This is a genomic window from Chitinophaga sp. 22620 (genome assembly GCF_052044405.1).
Taxonomy (GTDB): domain Bacteria; phylum Bacteroidota; class Bacteroidia; order Chitinophagales; family Chitinophagaceae; genus Chitinophaga.
The window spans coordinates 71186-88094 of the sequence record NZ_JBQEMV010000005.1; the positions used below are offsets into that span (position 1 = coordinate 71186).

Genomic DNA, 16909 nt, shown 5'->3' on the forward strand with positions numbered 1-16909 from the left:
ATTTTTTAACAACTCGCAAAAAATAATTCGACTTATTTATGCCAGTAAAGATCAGATTACAGAGACACGGCGCGAAAAAGAGACCTTTTTACTTTATTGTTGTGGCTGATGCCCGCGCGCCCAGGGATGGTAAATTCATCCAGAAAATCGGTACTTACAATCCTTTGACAGTACCCGCATCTATCAATATCGATACGCAGAAAGCGCTCCGCTGGCTGCAGAAAGGCGCACAGCCGACCGATACTGTTAGGCGTATCCTGTCCTTCAAAGGCGTACTGTATTTGAAACACCTTCTCAGAGGGGTTAAACTCGGTCTGTTCGACGAGCCTACCGCTTACACCAAGTTTGAGCAATGGCAGGCTGACCACGAAGAGAAAGTATCTGCACGCCGCGAAAGCCAGAAAAGGGCTGTACGCGCTGTTACACCGGTTGTAAGGAAAGTTGAGGACGTAGCTCCCAGCGCTCCTGCTGCTGAAGGCGAAGCACCTGAAGCATAATCCGGAACATAACATCATTCAGAAAGGGAATATTTGTTCGCAAAGATTCCCTTTCTGCTTTTACAAGGTACCTGTTCAATGGCTAATTATTTCAATATCGGCAAGCTGAGCGCCACCTACGGCACGGAAGGGGAATTCATTCTCCGCCACAGCCTCGGCAAACGCACCGCCCTGAAAGACGTTACCGCTGTTTTTATCGAAGAGCGGAAAGACAGCTTCCTGCCGTATTTCCTCCAGAAAGCCAAAGCCAAGGACGCCGAGCACGTATACGTCAAGCTGGAAGGCATCGATACCCGCGAAGCCGCCAGGAACATGCTGCAAAAGGGCGTATACCTGGAAGAGGCGGACTTCAAGGCGCAGGCTTCGGGCTCCGCCCCGCTGTCGCTGCTGGGCTACCAGGTGGAAGACAGCGTGCACGGCCCGTTGGGACAGATAGAAGAGATCATCGAAATGCCCCACCAGGTGCTGGCCAAGGTTACCTACCGCGAAAAGGAAATGCTGCTGCCGCTGAATGAGCAAACGCTGCTGAAAGTGGACAAAAAGCAGCAGCTGGTACGGCTTGAGCTGCCGGAAGGCTTGCTGGATATATATTTAGGCTGATCAATCAACATAGCATGCGGATAGACATCATCACGGTATTGCCAGAGCTGCTGGAAAGCCCTTTTGCCCATTCTATCATGAAACGGGCCAGGGACAAGGGTTTACTGGAAGTAAATGTGCATCACCTGCGTAAATACTCTAACTTCCGCCAGAACCAGGTGGACGATTACCAATTTGGCGGCGGCGCCGGTATGGTGATGATGATAGAGCCGCTGGTGAACGCGATCGAGGCCCTGCAGAAGGAAACGGTCTACGACGAGATCATCTACCTTACACCGGACGGACAGACCTTTAACCAGAAAATGGCCAACCGCCTGAGCCTCAAGGGTAACCTGCTGCTGATCTGCGGTCATTACAAGGGGATAGACGAGCGGGTGAGGGAGCATTTCGTGACCATGGAGATCTCTATCGGCGACTTCGTTTTGTCCGGCGGGGAGCTGGCCGCGGCCGTAGTGGTGGACGCCATCGGGCGGCTGCTGCCCGGGGTGCTGAACGATGAGACCTCGGCACTGTTCGACTCCTTCCAGGATAACCTGCTGGCGCCCCCGGTATATACCCGCCCGGAAACCTTCCGCGACTGGAAGGTGCCTGCGGTGCTGATGAGCGGCGATCACCGGAAAATTGAGGAATGGCGGCACGATGAGGCGGTAAAACGCACAAAAGAGCGCCGGCCTGACCTGCTGAAACACGATTAGAACATTATTTTTATAAAAACCGGGAAAAGGTGTTGGTATTTGGAGATAGTTCCTTACCTTTGCCGTCCTATAAATAATTGAAAGATGAACGCGATTTCTTTTGTTCACGAGCAGTTGACTGCTAACAAGCAAATTCCGAAATTCAAAGCCGGTGACAATGTTACCGTTAACTATAAGATCGTAGAAGGGAACAAGGAGCGTATCCAATCCTTCAAAGGCGACGTAGTGAAGCTCCAGGGCAATGGTTTCACCGCTTCTTTCACCGTTCGTAAGATATCTGACGGTGTGGGCGTTGAAAGGCTGTTCCCCCTGTATTCTCCTAACATTGATTCCATTGTGGTGAACAAGGTTGGTAAAGTGAGAAGGGCCAGGCTGTATTACCTGCGCGAACGCCAGGGTAAAGCTGCACGTATTAAAGAGAAAAGGGTTTAGTATTTATACAGGGAAATTAGTATGCGGGAGTCCGGACGGGCTTCCGCTTTTTTTATGCCCCAAAGAATACATGACGGGGCGGAAACAGCAATGGGAAGCCGGTTCCACCGGGAAATGTCATTTTTTTGCAGCAATGCGCCCGCCGGGCCGGAAATTAGTGTATCTTACCTGTGGTATATGTGTGTGCCGGCAAGGGAAGAGGAGGACGTTGCGGAACCGCGCCATGGCTGTTTTAGCGGACCTTAAAAGTTCATTAAAGTACGCCCTGGCACATTGAAAAAGCCCGAAATAAACCCTACCTTTGTTAGCTGAACTTTTAAAAACTGAGAAATGACTGCTATTTTCGCTAAATCACCATTATTACTTTTTCAAGAATTAGGCATGACCGAACTTATCCTTATTGCTGCCGTTGTATTGCTCCTTTTCGGCGGTAAAAAAATCCCTGAGCTCATGCGTGGTCTTGGTAAAGGTATCCGCGAATTCAAAGATGCCAAAGACAATGTGCGTCGTGAAATGGAAGAAGGCATGAAAGAAAGCGAAGTTAAGAAAAACGCCTAATCCAACTCCGGGAGCGGCTGCCACAGCGGTTTCCCGTTTCATTTGAAATCTCCATTGTAAGATTTAAACTGGTTTGGGTTTGACTGAATTCAGCAGTATATCGTCTTTTCACGAGGCGTTGTATGCCGGAAAAACGACCTGCGAGTCCATGGTGCGCATGTACCTTGACAGGATTGAGCAGGCCCGGCACCTCAATGCTTATTTAGAAGTATTTACAGAAGATGCATTGGCGCAGGCGCGTTCCCTGGATGAGAAGATCCGGAAGGGAGAGCGCCCGGGCCTTTTGGCGGGTGTAGTGGTCGGCATCAAGGATGTGATCTGCTACAAAGGCCATAAGGTTTCCGCCGCATCCAGGATATTGGAGGGCTTTACCTCCCTTTATTCCGCAACGGCGGTCGAAAGGCTGCTGGCTGAAGGCGCCATTATCATCGGGCGCCTGAACTGCGATGAGTTTGCCATGGGCAGTACCAACGAAAACTCCGCCTATGGCAAAGTGCTGAATGCGCTGGACGAAACCCGGGTTCCGGGCGGCTCATCCGGCGGTTCCGCAGTAGCTGTACAGGCCCGTCTCTGCCAGGTAAGCCTGGGCAGCGATACCGGCGGTTCCGTACGCCAGCCGGCGGATTTCTGTGGTATCGTGGGGTTAAAGCCCACTTATGGCAGAATATCGCGGCACGGACTGATTGCATACGCCTCTTCCTTTGACCAGATAGGCATTTTTGGCTCGAATATTGCAGACGTGGCTGTGGTTCTGCAAGTCATTTCCGGGCCTGATGCCTATGATAGCACAGCCTCTCAAAGTGAAGTTCCTGATTACCAGGCTGATCTCCGGCACAATAAAAGCCGGAAATTTGCGTATTTGAAAGATGCCCTGCACCATGAAGGTCTGGATACCGAAATGCGGGGGGGATTTGAAAGTTTCTTTGAACAATTAAAGGCAGAAGGGCACACCGTAGAAGGGGTGAACTTCGATTACCTGGATTACGTAGTGGCCGCATATTATGTGCTCACCACCGCGGAAGCCTCCAGCAACCTCAGCCGGTTCGACGGGGTAAAGTACGGTTACCGTACGCCCGGAACGAACCTGGACCTGGCGGATTTCTACAAGAAAAGCCGGTCTGAAGGGTTTGGAAAAGAGGTGAAACGCCGTATCTTACTGGGCACCTTTGTGCTGAGCGCCGGTTACTACGACGCTTATTTCACGAAGGCACAGCAGGTAAGAAGACTGGTGATGGAGAAAATGCAGCAGATTTTGTCAGAATACGACGCCATCCTGCTGCCTACCGTACCCAGCACGGCCTTTAAGATCGGCGAAAAAATGGACGATCCCATAGCCATGTACCTGGCTGACATTTACACGGTATTGGCCAATCTGACCGGGGTTCCGGCGATTTCCGTACCTTTGCACCGGCATTCAAACGGAATGCCTTACGGCCTGCAGATCATCACGAAGGAGTTTGACGAAAGGAACTTGTTACAGATAGCGCATAACATATTGCAAGAGCAGCAAGTACACATTTAAAAACAAACAACAGCGTATGACGAAAGTCTTTTTATTACTCTTATTGCCGGCATTAGCGGGGAGTACCAGTGCGGTAGCCGCCAGCAATGGGAGCCCTAAGGAGATGGTGCTTCCGGTTCAGGACGCACACGCCGATACCTCCGTTACCTTAAAAAAATCCGCCCATCTGCCGAAAGACACGATCGTGCGCGGCGCTCCCGCCTCCCAGGCGGTGAAGCAGGCTGCACAATCGATGCCCGTGGTGGTTCGCACCCCCAAGGTGTATGAACAATTGGGTAATCACTTCGTAAAAGGTTATATCAACGACTACGCGACCCGCTACAGCCGTCACCTTGCAGTGATGGTAGAGCGCTCGGCCCCGTATTTCACCATGATAGAAAAAGTATTCTCAGACCACGGCATTCCCGCGGAAATGAAATACCTCGCGGTGATAGAATCCGGGATGTCCTACAATGCCCGTTCACGCGTTGGCGCAGTAGGCATGTGGCAGTTCATGAGCGGTACGGCCCGCATCTTCGGACTGAGCGTTGGTAAAAAAGTGGACGAAAGGAAAGATTTCTATAAATCCACCGTAGCCGCCGCCAAATACCTGAACGAACTGTACGAGCAGTTCGACGACTGGTTGCTGGTGGTAGCCGCTTACAACTGCGGCGCAGGTGGTGTGCAGCGCGCGCAAAGGATCAGTGGCAGGAGCGATTTCTGGGGCATCCAGTACTTCCTCCCGGCTGAGTCCCGCGGGCATGTATACAAATTCATCGCCACCGGCTACATCCTGGACCGTTTCAACACCTTCTTCGGTGTGGGCGACAACTACGCCGCTGCTCCCGCAGCCCGTATGACCACCGCCGCGGAGTTCCGCAAAGCGGCGCCGCTCACCGAAGACGATATGTTTAACACCGTAGAGTTCAATATCTCCGGCAAATACAGGCTCGAAGCCATCGCCAAAAAACTGGCCATGGAACCCGCTGAACTGGAACGTCTGAACCCCGGCTTCACGCAAGCCCTGGCCAGCGAAACCAACAGCTACGACCTGCGTATCCCGAAAGAAAAAATGAAGCTCTTCCAGGCAGAAAAAGAGGAGATCCTGAAAGAATCCCTCCAGCTCACCCTGGACGATAAAGCATCAACGGTTGATAAATCCCGCTTCCCGGCGCCCGTTAAGAGGCCGGAAGTGAATTCCAACCCGAAAAAGAAAGTTGTGGCTAAAAAGACCACTACCCGTAAAAAAACTACCAGCAGAAGAAAATAGTCAGTTCAGACATACACAAAAAGGCCGCTTCATCAGCGGCCTTTTTTTATTGGATACCGGCCTGGCAACAGGCCTTTCGTATTTGCAGAATGTTACGTACGGCGCGCTGGGGACTTCGGCTTCAAGGCAAAGCCTTCTGTTTTCCCGCAGCGTAGCTGAAATTGATAATATCCAGCAGCGGCCCGGTCATAAACGTGGTAAGCAGCGCCATCAGCACCAGCATGGCGAAAACCTGCGGAGTAAGGATGCCGAGGTCGTAACCGATGTTCAGCACCACCAGTTCCATTAAACCGCGGGTGTTCATCAGCGCGCCGATAGACAATGCTTCCGGCCAGGGCTGGCCCACTACGCGGGCGGTGAGCGCAGAACCGGCGAATTTCCCGGCAACCGCCACCAGCATAATAGCGGCGAACACCAGCCAGAGATGCCCTTCATTCAACAGCCCGATCTGCGTGCGCAGGCCGGTGAAAGCAAAGAATATAGGAAGCAGGATCACCACGCTCACGTCTTCCAGCTTGTCCTGCAGCACTTGTTTGATATTCGCCTCTGCGGGCATGATCACCCCGGCCAGGAATGCGCCGAACAGCAGGTGGATGCCTATCACTTCGGCAAGATACCCTGCGATCAGCAATACAAAGAAACCCAGCGCCACCTTGGTTTTGGTATCCGTCAGCCTGCTCATCCTGCGCTGCAGCCAGGGACGCACCACCAGCAGCATAGCCAGTACAAATACCAGCGCCAGCCCGATGGTCGCCACGGCGCTCAGCAACCCGGTGGATTTTACGATCGCCACTACTACCGCCAGGATGCCCCAGGCAGTGATATCGTCTGCCGCGGCGCAGGTGATAGCCATGGAGCCCAGCTGCGTGCCGGTAAGCCCGCGCTCCTGCACAATGCGCGCCAGCACGGGGAAGGCGGTTACGCTCATGGCAATGCCCATGAACAATGCGAACGACAGGAAATTTACATGCAGCGGCGCATATCGCTGGTATGTGAAATACGCCAGGCACACGCCGAGAAAAAACGGTATGATAATGCTCGCATGGCTGATCATTACCGCGTCGTGCGCTTTTTGGCGCACTTTGGAGATATCCAGTTCCATGCCTACGATGAACATGAAGAATGCCAGCCCGATCTGGCTGAGGAACTGCAGGTTAGGCAGGGAGCCCGCCGGGAAAATGGCCTGCATGGCGGCGGGAGACAGCCAGCCGAGCAGCGAAGGGCCGAGTATGATACCCGCTGCGATCTCGCCTACTACGGCGGGCTGTTTGATCTTTCGCGCGAGGAACCCGAAAACGCGGGTGGCGCAAAGCACCACGATGATCTGCATGAGCAGGATGCTCAGCGGATGCCGGGCGTGCTGCAGCAAGCCGGTGAACACGTTGCTATCCACGGCGGCAGGCGCAGCGGGCGCGGGTTGTATTACGGCATTGGTAAGCGGGGTGCCGGCACGTTCAGGTAACTTCTCGCCCCGGGCAATGATCAGCCAGGTGAGCAGCGCGAAAGCACCGATGATCAAGGGGTAAAGCAGATGGCTCCTTTTCATTTTTACAGGTATAATCCACCGAAATATACGAACTCCGTATTATTAAATGAACTCCGGCCGGAGGCCCGCTACTGCCATTTTTTGCCTGCGCAGCTTATGGTACAGCAGGTAAGAGCCGATCACCAGCGCAAATGGAATGATCATGAAGAGTATCAGGGGAGGTTCTTCGCCGATGGCGATCCCGGAATAAGTGGCGCCGGTGAGGTCGAATATAAGACCGGCATAAGCCCATTCCTTTATACGCGGATAACCGGGGATGAGAATGGCGATGATGCCGAGCAGTTTGGCCACGCCAAGGAAAGGAATGATATACGCGGGATAACCCAGCTTGGTTACAGAAGCAACGGCTTCAGGAGCGGAGATGGCGTCGAAGAAAGCGCCGAGGCCCAGTAGGGCGGCCATGAGGCCGGTCACGATCCAGTAGAAGATTTTAGTCTTTTTCATAAAAAGTGTGTTTTTGCAGGGTGAAACAGTGAAACAAAAGTAGCCGATGCGTTTTGTTTGCAGGGGTTGTGATCCTGACATATTAAGGGTCGGATACGACATTTTGCGTAATTTTGCGCCCATGAACGCGGAAAAAATACGCCTGGATAAATACCTCTGGGCTATCAGGATATTCAAGACCCGCACCCAGGCCGCAGCGGCCTGCGACAGCGGGAAGGTGAAGCTTCGCGGGACAGCGGTGAAAGCCGCCAGGGCCGTGGCCATTGGCGATCAGTACGATGTGCGCACCGAAGCCAAACGCTGGAAGATAGAAGTGACCGGGCTGCTGGCCAACCGTTTGCAATATTCCGAAGCCATTAAATACTACCTGGATATCACGCCCGAAGAAGACAAGCTGTATAACCAGCGCGTCGCATCCAGCTTCGATACCGGCAAACGCCAGAGCAAGATCGGGCGGCCTACCAAGAAGGAACGCCGCGACCTGGACGATTTTATGCAGGAAGATTAATATTCTTATTATTTTCGCACATTCAATTTACTAGATACAATGGCTAAACAAAGCGATGTTCTCAGCGCTGAGTTCCTGGTGAAAACCGCGCAGGAATTCGGCACCCCGGTATACATTTACCATGCGGAAAAGATCAAAACACAGTATGAGAAGTTAAAGACCGCCTTCAGCAAGGCGGATGCGCGCTTTTTTTACGCCTGTAAAGCCCTTACCAATATCAATGTGCTCCGCTACATCAATTCCCTGGGTTGCGGGCTGGATACGGTTTCCATCCAGGAAGTACAGCTGGGCCTCAAGGCGGGCTTCGAGCCGAAGAACATCATCTTCACCCCCAACTGCGTGGATCTCCAGGAGATCATCGCGGCCAAGGAACTGGGCGTGAACATCAATATCGACAACATTTCCATCCTGGAACAGTTCGGCAACCAGTTCGGCGGCAGCTATCCCATCTGCATCCGCCTGAACCCGCACATCATGGCCGGGGGAAACTTTAAAATATCCACCGGGCATGTGGACAGCAAGTTCGGCATTTCCATCCACCAGCTGCGCCACATCGAGCGCATCGTGAAATCCACCAAGCTGAAGGTGACCGGGCTGCACATGCACACCGGCTCCGAGATCAAGGATGTGGACGTGTTCCTGCGCGGCGTGGAGATCATGTTCGAAATGACCGAGCACTTCCCCGACCTGGAGTTCATTGACCTGGGCAGCGGCTTCAAAGTAGCCTACCAGCAAGGTGATCCGGAAACGGACATCGACCTGCTGGGCAAAAAGCTCACGGACGCTTTCAACAAATTTGCCAAACAATACGCAAGGCCTTTACAGCTGTGGTTCGAGCCGGGAAAATTCCTGGTGAGCCAATGCGGTTACTTCGTAGTGAAAGCCAATGTGATCAAACAAACAACTGCAACGGTATTTGTAGGGGTCAACTCCGGTTTCAACCACCTTATCCGCCCCATGTTCTACGATTCTTTCCACCTGATCAAGAATATTTCCAATCCGAAAGGAACGGACAGGATCTACACCGTGGTGGGGAATATCTGCGAAACGGACACTTTCGGCTGGGACCGCAAGATCAACGAAGTGCGCGAAGGCGATTACCTCGTGTTCTACAACGCGGGCGCCTACGGCTTCGAGATGTCCAGCAACTTCAACAGCCGCCTGAAACCCGCAGAGGTGCTGGTGAAGGACGGTAAAGCAAGCCTGATCCGCAAGCGAGATACGATAGACGACCTGCTGAAGAACCAGGTGGAAATACCGATGTAATGATGGACAAGCTGGTTGAATCGCTCCGGGAGCAAGGCTACACCGAATATGCCCGTTTCAGTTTCAGTGACATGCTCGTTCCTTTGCAGCAGGGGCTGAAAACCGGCAATATCTACGCCATCACCTTCTTCATTTTTGTAATACTGGGCTTTGGAGGCATCGGCGCCTTCATAGCCCATGTTCTTTTAACGGATAGCCTGAGCGGTCTCCGCCTCATGGACTGGCTGCTGCGCAGCATACCGGCCACCCTGCTGCTGGTGCCGCTGCACGAGCTGATCCACGGCTGGCTGTTCCGCTGGTACGGCGCAAAGGACGTACGGTACGGGGTGGTCTGGAAAAAGCTGATGTTCTATGCCGTAGCGCATGGTTTTGCAGTGAATTACAAGCAGTTCCGCTACATTGCCCTGGCCCCGTTCGTGGTCATTTCCCTGCTTTTGATAGCCACTTTCCTGTTGGTAAGCGGCACCCCGGCAAAGGCGCTTTTGCTGGGCGCCCTGGTGTTCCATACGCTTTGCTGCGTGGGCGATTTCGGGCTCTGCGCCTACCTCTACCGGCTCCGCCACCGCCAGCCACTCAGCTTCGACGATGCAGATCAAAACGTCACCTATTTTTACGCCCTCCCCGGTTTGGAATCGGAAAACCCGTAACTTTGCAGGAACTATCCCACGCAACCAATTCTGTTTTCCTGCACACTGTGACTGTAAGCACAAAGGATTTATGTATTGCATATGAAGATACTCACAGCGCACCCCGGCTTATTTAAGGATAATCACCTGATCGATAGTCACATCTCGTTTGTGCCTTTCGTACGGTTTATGAAAGATAAGGCTGAACAAGCCCAGGGTGCAAGAGCCGCTTATTTTAAAGAGATTGTCCGCCACTTCGAGAGCAATCCCGAATTGCAGCAGCCGCTTCGCGAAGACACTGACATTTCCAAATACCAGGAATACCTGGACCTGATCACCGCCACCGTGTTCCCCATCACCATGGACGACGACCGGGACATCTACGGCATCGGCGTGCCGTTCCGCTTCGCGATATTCTATTACTCAGACCGGTTCCGGCAGATATTCTCGGAAGACGGGAAGGAGCTGATGGCCGTGCCTAAGGGCATTTCCGTGGATAAAGTGCGGAGGGACAAATTGTACTGGCTGTACAAGATGATCCTCGAACGCTGGTACAACATGACCATCAACTACGACCAGGAACTGATCCATCACATCGTGAACCCGGAAACCGGCCTCTCCAAATACATCAAGGTGCATATAGACCCGCGCTTTACCGATGTGAAGCTCGTAGGCGAGCTGCCGAAGCTGGAGTGCGGGGAGATCTGCGCGGGAGATTTCAAGTTCCAGGACATTACCGAGCTGGAAAAACTGGTGCCGCTGAAGAACTTCGAGCTGGAGGGTTTCGTGATCTGGACCATCCAGGACGTGACGAGAGACCATGTGGTGAATGGCATGAAGAACCTGGTGCTCAACATCCGGAAAGACAATGAGCTGAAAACATACACCCAGGCCAGGGATTACCTGAAAACGCTCACCGGCCGCAGCGACCTGAACATCCATCTTGTTCCGTTCCTGAAGGTGAACAACAAAAGCGTGCTGGAAACCACTTACATAACCCAGAGCATCATTTTTTCGAGCGCCCGCAACGACGTGGAAAGGCAAACCATCAACGAACAGCTGCAGGAATTCCTGGCCAACAACCCACAGCCGCTCGTACTGCCCGAAGTGAACCGGCAAACCGTGGAGCTGTACCCTTTCCTGAAATACCTGCCATTGCACGGTGTGAAAAGTTTCCTGCTGTTTCCCATCCAGCATGAAAACAACCTGCTCGGTATGCTCGAAATAGCCTCCACCGGCGATGAGGCGGTGGATTGGGAAATACTCGGCCAGCTGCAGCCCACTTATGCCGTGGGTTCGCTGCTGCTGCGCAGGAGCGTGGAACTGGCGAACGAACGTATCAACGAAGTGATCAAAGAACAGTTCACCGCGCTGCAACCCGCCGTGGAATGGAAGTTTACCGATGCCGCCTGGGAATACCTGCATACGCCCAAAGCGCAGCAGAAAGATATCGGCAACATCCTCTTCGAAGATGTATACCCGCTGTATGGCGCGGTAGATATCCGCAATTCTTCCGTAGAGCGCGGTTCCGCTATCCGCGACGACCTCAAGGAGCAATTGCAGCTCATCCAGCAAACGTTCAAGCGCATCAATGGCGACCTGCACCTTCCATTGCTGGAAGAATTGCAGTTCAAGAACAACCGCATGCTGAACAGCATGCACGATACGCTGTTCGCGGAAGATGAAGTGAAGATCAACGAATTCCTGGACCACGAGATCGCCCCCACCTTCAGGCATCTCTATGAAAGCGAGGAAGAACTGAAACCCTTGCTGAACCAGTATTTCGAGAAAATAGACAAAGCCAGCGGCCACGTTTACCACCACCGCAGGGAATATGAAGAAAGCCTGCGCGACATCAACATGGCCATCAACCAATACCTCGAAAAGGAAAAGGACGAACTGCAGCGCTCATACCCCTGTTACTTCGAAAAGTACCGGACGGACGGGGTGGAGTATAACATCTACATCGGGCAAAGCATTGCGCCGGAACGGAAGTTCGACAGGCTGTACCTGCGCAACCTGCGCCTGTGGCAGATCTCGTCCATGGCGGCGATCGCGAAGATCACGCATGAGCTGGAACCGCGGCTGAAGCTGCCTTTGCAGACCACCCAGCTGATCCTGGCGCACAGCAACCCTATCGCTATCAGTTTCCGGAAAGATGAAAGGCGGTTTGATGTGGAAGGCGCGTACAATATCCGTTACGAGATCATGAAAAAGCGGATAGACAAGGTGCGCATCCGGAACACGAACGAAAGGCTTACCCAGCCCGGGAAGATCGCGATCGTGTATTCGTACGCCCGCGAGGCGGACGAATACCGCAAATACATCGAGTTCCTGCAAAACAAGGATGTGCTGCTGCCGGACATTGAAATGCTGGACCTGGAAGAGGTGCAGGGCATCAGCGGCCTGAAGGCCATCCGCCTGACGGTGAATCTTCCTAAAACTTAAACCCGAACGTTACATAGGGTAAAGTATCTTCTGTGGAGTGGCCTACTGCCGCCGTGATCACGAACATGTTCACGGGAGAGAAGTAGAGCCCTCCGCCGAAGCCGTCGTGCCACTGGCCGGAGTTTTCTCCTTCCTGCCAAACCCTCCCCAGGTCATTGAATGCGAAGATCCCTACAGAGCCGGGTACGATATACGACGCGAAGTCGAACAGCTTCACGCGCACTTCCAGGTTGTTATAAAAGATGCCGGTGCCGGTAAAGCGGTTGTTCCGGAAGCCGCGCAGGTTGGCCGTTCCGCCGAGAGACAGCGCCTGGAAGAACTCCGGCTTGCCCCATGTATACCCGCCGCCTACCCGTGCTACGAATACAACGCTGGGGGGCAGGCCCAGGGAAGCGTAAATGCTCATATCCGACCGCAGCTGCAGGAAATCGTTGCTGAATCCGTTCAGCCCTTTATTGCCGGTGAGGCTCGTATTCCAGAGCAGGCCGCGGGTAGCTACGATGTAATTGTCCCTGGTGTCTATATTGAATGTACCGCGAAGGCCGGCGAAATATTTGTTCTTGAACAATGCAGCGGAATCCAGCTTATGCGCGTCGTAGTTGGTGAGGAAGCGCCCTTCGTTGTCTTCCTGTTCCAGCGTAACGGCCGTCAGCGAAGGGCCGATGCCGAAGCTGATCTGCTGCGCGAGATTCGTGCGCAGGAGCCCTTCCACGGAATAGAGGTTGAACCGGCTGCGGTAATAGCGTATAGGCGGGTCAGTTATATTTTTGTCGTACACGGTTTCGTTGCCGAAGCCGAAGAAGTTAGCCGTATTATGCGGCGCTTTTGCAATGCCATACAGCAGAATGTCTGATTCCCCGATCACATCGTTGAACTGCCCTTCATATTTGAACTGGTAAGCTTCCGTGGCTACGGCATGCACGCCGGTGAACGTATGTTTCACGGCAAAGGAATCTTTCCTGAATCCATGCCCGGTGTATTGCAGGCCCAGGCCGATCAGCAGGCCGTCGTCCAGGTTGTAGCCGCCTGCTACCAGGGGCATGAGCTTATTGTATTTAAACGCGAAACGGTTGTAACGGATCACTTCCGGGCTGCTGGAGAGTTTCAGCTTCTCACGGCGGGTGATGGCGAAGCTGTCGTCTTTTGCTTTTAGATCGTAAATAACTGCGCGTTTGCCGCCGCCGGATGTGCTGCTGTCTATATAAGTATCCTTATTTCTGCCGCCAACGAGGCGTATGCGGATGGATGATCTATTGTTCCCGCGTATAACGAACCGGTCTTCGCCGCCGAGGCCGTAAACGATCACCTCTTTGGTATGCGCCGGGTTGAAAGTGCGGTCATACAACGTTTGCTCCAGCTCGCCTTTTTTGCTGATCTTTTGCGAAGTGACCTGCACATGGCCGCCCGGCAGGCGGTTCACGGTGAACAGCTCGTTCTTTTGCGAGCCGGGCACATCCACGGCTTTGGCGAGGAAACGGTAATATTTCATGGCTTCTTTTTCCATGATCCCCCTTCTGGCTATCAGCGTGCTCACCATCATGTCCTCCGTCTGTTTGCGGATAGTATCCGGGAACTTTGCAACGGCGGCTTTAATTGCGCTGTCCGTCATTTTGCCTGTCAGTTCGTTTACTTTTTCCCTCCATACTTCTTCGCCGAGGCCGGTCAGGAAGGTGTGGTCAAAATAGCGGTTATTCCAGGCAAGGCCGTTTACATTCGGGATCTTTTTACGGAAGCCCTGGGCAAATGGCAACAGGTATGGCTGGCTCAGTATCCTAGGAAGAACGCCCTGGTTGACAAAAAACGCCTGATCCCTGTCGCGCGGGATGGGGTAAAAGACCTTTTGTTTTTTTTCTTTTTCTGCATACCAGCGCCATTGGTCATCGTGGCGGTCCCAGTCTGAAATATAGGTATCAAAAAGCCTCGCGTAGAGTACAGATGGCTGATGAACGCTATTGTCATTATCTGCCAGCAGTTCTTCCAGCAGCTTCATGGTGTTGTAGGTCTTACTGGCGGTTACGGGCTCGCGCTCTTCAAAAAGATAAAGTTTGTTCGCAAAATCTTTCCGGTAGATGCCAAGGGCGGTATCATCAGGGAGATAAACAAAAGCAGGTGTGGTATGCGGAATGCCGGCGACTTTTGCCAGCGGCGAAACGGCCAGCGGGGCATAGGGGTTTGCGGCGGATATCTGGTCCTGCACGATCTCTTTCGCGAAGGTCTCTCTCAAGATCTCCGGCATGGCCGCAACGGGCCATTTTTCCAGCGAGCGCAGCACCCATTCCTGGCCGGTACTGTCTTCGAGGCGGAGCGAACGGGTCTGTTTGCCGCCACCGCGTTTCAGAATTTTCAGCCCGCCTTTGGCGGTATCGAGGTCGATCACCGGGAAGGTGAGGGGCGTGGCCCATACTTCGCGGTAATTGTCGCCGAGGAACCATTTGTGGAAGCCATTCACATCTGCATACTGCGGGTCCGCAGGCAGGGTAACGGTGGCGGGATGCTCCTGGGCGGCCTGCACGGCCAGGCGTTGCTTGTAGTCCTGCAGGTTCAGCAGGGGCTGGCTGTAGACGGGCGCTGCATCGGTATCATTATAGAAGTCCACGCGCACGGCGCCGTTCTTCATTACGCTGATAACGCTGTACCCGTTCATATCGGTGGCAAAAAGGGAGTTCTTCCCTTTCTTCGCCCTGTTGTCTTTCGCGCCGGAACCGCTGACGATGTAATTCCTGTCGCGCTCGCGGATCAGCTGGAGGCTGTGATCGTGGCCGGAAACGAATACTACGGCGGCATCCCGCGGCATGGCTTCTTCGATGCCGGCTATCATCCTTTTATACAGCGGGTGCGGCAGGTCTTCGCGCGTGCCGAACACGCCGCGCACCAGCGGGTACACGGAGCCGATCACGGGCAAAGGCAGGTAGAGATAGGGCCTCGCATCCGTTAAAGGGAAAATATGCTGTTTGAGCTTGTAATATCCTCCATGGATACCGTGGCTCCGCAATGGATGGTGGGCTGCGAACACCAGCAGCTTACCGGGGTTGCGGGCAGCAATGTCCGCCAGCTCGCTCAGCACTTCGTCTTCGGTTTTCTGATCGCAGCTGGATTCCAGGCCGGGCTTGAGGCCGGGATACAGCCACCATTCGGTGTCCATGATCACGAGCAGCACATCGTTGCCGAGGGGCACGGTTTCCGGGCCGGGGCAGCCGTCTTTCGGAAGGAAGTTCACATTCGGCAGCAGCAGCGAATCGATATAACGCTGCTGGTTGCGGATCTGCCGCCATCCGTCCGGGCGGTGCTTGCTCCAGTCGTGGTTACCGGGCACAAATATGCCATCCGCCTTCGTGTCTTTCACGAGGCTTACCTGGTAGTCCAGGATGGAGCGGGCTTCGTCGTAGTTTTTGGCGAGAGCGTCGGGTAACCCGAGCGGATATACGTTGTCGCCCAGGAAAAGCACGGTGTTTTTTCCCTGGTTGAGGTTCATGTTGCGGCGTACAGCGTCTACCACGGCGTTTTTGCCGTTATGCATCTCGCCGGCGTCGCCGATGAGGATGATGCGTTGCTGCACGCTGTCTTCCTGCGCAAGTGCGCCGGTAGCGAAACAGCTGAGGAGGAGGATAGCTAGGTATTTCAATTTTTCGGGTGGTATTTAAATTTTAGAATGTCTGCTGTGTATTCATCGTCGCCTTCGTTGGAGATGTACATATCGCCGTTAGCGGCAAAACTAATGCCTTCCGGTTGTGAAAAGTGTTTTCTCGGGAGGTGGTGCGCTTCCTGCACGTTGCCCTGAAGGTCGGTAATCACCAGCAGCTCGTTGACGGAAGCCACTATATATACACGTTTTTCAATAGGATGTACAGCTGCGCCGGAAGGGCGGAAGTGTTTGGAAGGCGATTCCGCGAGGCCGGGAATATCTTTGCTCCTGATCCTGAAAGCGGTGTCGGGCAGGTAAGCCATGGAATCGAGGCGGAAGGCGTATACGCTGGTGAGGCCCTGCCCTTTGTCTTCTTCGCAGGATTTGCAGATCACCATCATCTGGTTGCGCTGGATGTCGTAATACGCGGCTTCCATATCCCGCTTGCCGGAACGGGGGAAGTCATATTGTGTGGATTCGGTAGTGTCTGTGAAAAGATAATCGATGCGGAAGATGGTGCCGTTGCTTTTGAGCACCAGCCAGTCTTTACCGGTATACACCAGTTCTTCATAGTCCCCGCCTTTGCCGAATTTCCAGGACGGGTAGGCGGTTTTGGTGCGAAGGCCCACCTGGAACACTTTTCCCTGCTCGTCGTTATTGGCCATGAAGTGGTCTTCATCGCGGTAGAACACGAGGCTGGATATCTCCTGCAACGATTCCCTGACCTTGAAACGCTCGTACTGCGCAAGGTTGTAGCCTGCCGGGGAGGTCTGCGTTTTTTTCCGCTTTATCCCCAGGGCATCACAGGAAATGAGGGTCATGACAATCAGGGCTTGCAATAACATCTTCATACGCCAGTCTTTATACAATAAAATTAACGCAAAAAATGCCGTAAT

At 53.5% G+C, this 16909-nt stretch carries 15 protein-coding genes; 11 read left to right on the forward strand and 4 right to left on the reverse strand.

Going from position 1 to position 16909, the window contains the following annotated elements:
* The first annotated feature begins 38 nt into the window (after positions 1-38).
* The 7 genes from rpsP to ACTJIK_RS23020 all read left to right on the forward strand — a co-directional run bounded on the left by rpsP (position 39) and on the right by ACTJIK_RS23020 (position 5553).
* On the forward strand, positions 39-497 hold the full coding sequence (rpsP, locus tag ACTJIK_RS22990; RefSeq protein ID WP_120518808.1) for a 30S ribosomal protein S16: 459 nt from the start codon (positions 39-41) through the stop codon (positions 495-497).
* A 78-nt stretch (positions 498-575) separates the two neighbouring features.
* Positions 576-1097: a ribosome maturation factor RimM gene (gene rimM, locus ACTJIK_RS22995; RefSeq protein ID WP_440649885.1), complete on the forward strand. Its 522-nt coding sequence runs from the start codon at positions 576-578 to the stop codon at positions 1095-1097.
* A gap of 14 nt (positions 1098-1111) precedes the next feature.
* Positions 1112-1792, forward strand: coding sequence for a tRNA (guanosine(37)-N1)-methyltransferase TrmD (gene trmD, locus ACTJIK_RS23000; RefSeq protein WP_440649886.1), 681 nt, complete (start codon positions 1112-1114; stop codon positions 1790-1792).
* An 84-nt stretch (positions 1793-1876) separates the two neighbouring features.
* Positions 1877-2224 (forward strand): 50S ribosomal protein L19, encoded by a 348-nt coding sequence (rplS, locus tag ACTJIK_RS23005; protein WP_440649887.1) that lies wholly within the window; start codon positions 1877-1879, stop codon positions 2222-2224.
* Positions 2225-2554: 330 nt separating this feature from the next.
* Entirely contained in the window at positions 2555-2782 is a 228-nt protein-coding gene (locus ACTJIK_RS23010; RefSeq protein ID WP_440649888.1) for a Sec-independent protein translocase subunit TatA/TatB, read from the forward strand.
* A gap of 79 nt (positions 2783-2861) precedes the next feature.
* Entirely contained in the window at positions 2862-4304 is a 1443-nt protein-coding gene (gene gatA / locus ACTJIK_RS23015) for an Asp-tRNA(Asn)/Glu-tRNA(Gln) amidotransferase subunit GatA (RefSeq protein ID WP_440649889.1), read from the forward strand.
* A 16-nt stretch (positions 4305-4320) separates the two neighbouring features.
* The gene (locus tag ACTJIK_RS23020; protein ID WP_440649890.1) at positions 4321-5553 is read left to right on the forward strand and encodes a lytic transglycosylase domain-containing protein; all 1233 of its coding nucleotides are present in this window, start codon (positions 4321-4323) and stop codon (positions 5551-5553) included.
* Between the two features lie 121 nt (positions 5554-5674).
* Here the strand turns inward: ACTJIK_RS23020 and ACTJIK_RS23025 are convergent, their stop codons facing one another.
* Positions 5675-7099, reverse strand: coding sequence for a cation:proton antiporter domain-containing protein (locus ACTJIK_RS23025; RefSeq protein ID WP_440649891.1), 1425 nt, complete (start codon positions 7097-7099; stop codon positions 5675-5677).
* A gap of 42 nt (positions 7100-7141) precedes the next feature.
* Entirely contained in the window at positions 7142-7543 is a 402-nt protein-coding gene (locus ACTJIK_RS23030) for a DoxX family protein (protein WP_440649892.1), read from the reverse strand.
* A gap of 121 nt (positions 7544-7664) precedes the next feature.
* Between ACTJIK_RS23030 and ACTJIK_RS23035 the strand changes: the two genes are divergently transcribed.
* From ACTJIK_RS23035 to ACTJIK_RS23050, 4 genes are all read left to right on the forward strand, one after another.
* On the forward strand, positions 7665-8051 hold the full coding sequence (locus tag ACTJIK_RS23035; RefSeq protein WP_440649893.1) for an RNA-binding S4 domain-containing protein: 387 nt from the start codon (positions 7665-7667) through the stop codon (positions 8049-8051).
* A gap of 39 nt (positions 8052-8090) precedes the next feature.
* Positions 8091-9317 (forward strand): diaminopimelate decarboxylase, encoded by a 1227-nt coding sequence (lysA, locus tag ACTJIK_RS23040; RefSeq protein ID WP_440649895.1) that lies wholly within the window; start codon positions 8091-8093, stop codon positions 9315-9317.
* Entirely contained in the window at positions 9317-9964 is a 648-nt protein-coding gene (locus tag ACTJIK_RS23045; protein ID WP_440649896.1) for a DUF3267 domain-containing protein, read from the forward strand. Before lysA ends, ACTJIK_RS23045 begins: the two co-directional genes overlap by 1 nt.
* 81 nt (positions 9965-10045) lie before the next feature.
* Entirely contained in the window at positions 10046-12391 is a 2346-nt protein-coding gene (locus ACTJIK_RS23050) for a hypothetical protein (protein ID WP_440649897.1), read from the forward strand.
* Here ACTJIK_RS23050 and ACTJIK_RS23055 read toward each other — a convergent pair.
* Together ACTJIK_RS23055 and ACTJIK_RS23060 are read right to left on the reverse strand one after the other, a co-directional pair.
* Positions 12381-16013: a BamA/TamA family outer membrane protein gene (locus ACTJIK_RS23055; protein WP_440649899.1), complete on the reverse strand. Its 3633-nt coding sequence runs from the start codon at positions 16011-16013 to the stop codon at positions 12381-12383. The genes ACTJIK_RS23050 and ACTJIK_RS23055 overlap by 11 nt on opposite strands.
* Positions 16010-16864: a hypothetical protein gene (locus ACTJIK_RS23060; protein ID WP_440649900.1), complete on the reverse strand. Its 855-nt coding sequence runs from the start codon at positions 16862-16864 to the stop codon at positions 16010-16012. The genes ACTJIK_RS23055 and ACTJIK_RS23060 overlap by 4 nt, the downstream gene beginning before the upstream one ends.
* Between the last annotated feature and the right edge of the window lie 45 nt (positions 16865-16909).